The 726-nt window shown below is 61.0% G+C and carries 1 protein-coding gene; it reads right to left on the reverse strand.

Features of this window, described 5'->3' with window-relative positions; genetic code table 11:
* Nucleotides 1–541: helix-turn-helix domain-containing protein (locus ACFOZ5_RS13385; protein ID WP_379888133.1), on the reverse strand; the 541-nt coding region annotated here is incomplete at its 3' end.
* Between the last annotated feature and the right edge of the window lie 185 nt (nt 542–726).

Here is a 726-nt window from a genome sequence, read left to right on the forward strand (position 1 = left end):
CGTAGGTGTAGTTGGATGCACCCATCACCGCCACAAAGACCTGCGCCTGGTGGATTTCTCCGGTGGTGCGGTCAATGACAGGGACAGTCTGGCCGGCGTAGTCCACGAACAGCTTTTCTCCGGCCCGGTGATCCTGGCGCATCACCAAATCCAGCTTGCCCTGCCAGGCCCGGTAGTGCTCGCAGAACCAGCTGTACTGATACCCTTCCGGATTGGCCTGCCGGTACTCCTGCCAGAGGAGAAACAGGGTGACGTTCTTGCCCCTGAGTTCCTCGTGGATCTGCTGCCAGTCCGGTAGGCCCCGGATCTGGGCCGGCAGGTCCGGTGGCGGGGGGAACAGCAACTGTTCCAGATGGGCCTCATCCAGATCCGCTGGCAGTGGCCAGCTCAGGCCAGCCTCAGCGGTACGGCGCAGGTACTCGCTCACGGTGGGGCGGCTAACGCCGCAGGCCACCGCAATCTGGCGATTGCTCAGGCCCCGCTCCCACTTCAGGCGAAGAACTTCTTTGATCTTTCGCATGGATAACCTCTTCGCTGGCATCTGGCCTTCTCCGGATGAAAAGGATCAGAGTACCGTTAAGTTATCCCGCGTCGGACGATTTCGATGGGGTGATTCAGGCAGCCTGCCGGGGTGGCAGCTTTGCCGTGGAATCAGTGGCAGCTTTCGCGTGGAATGGGTGGCAGGCTTCGTCTGGAATCAGTGGCAACCTTGGCCTGGAATACGCA

It is taken from the genome of Marinobacter lacisalsi (assembly GCF_042651045.1).
GTDB classification, from domain to species: Bacteria; Pseudomonadota; Gammaproteobacteria; order Pseudomonadales; family Oleiphilaceae; genus Marinobacter; species Marinobacter lacisalsi.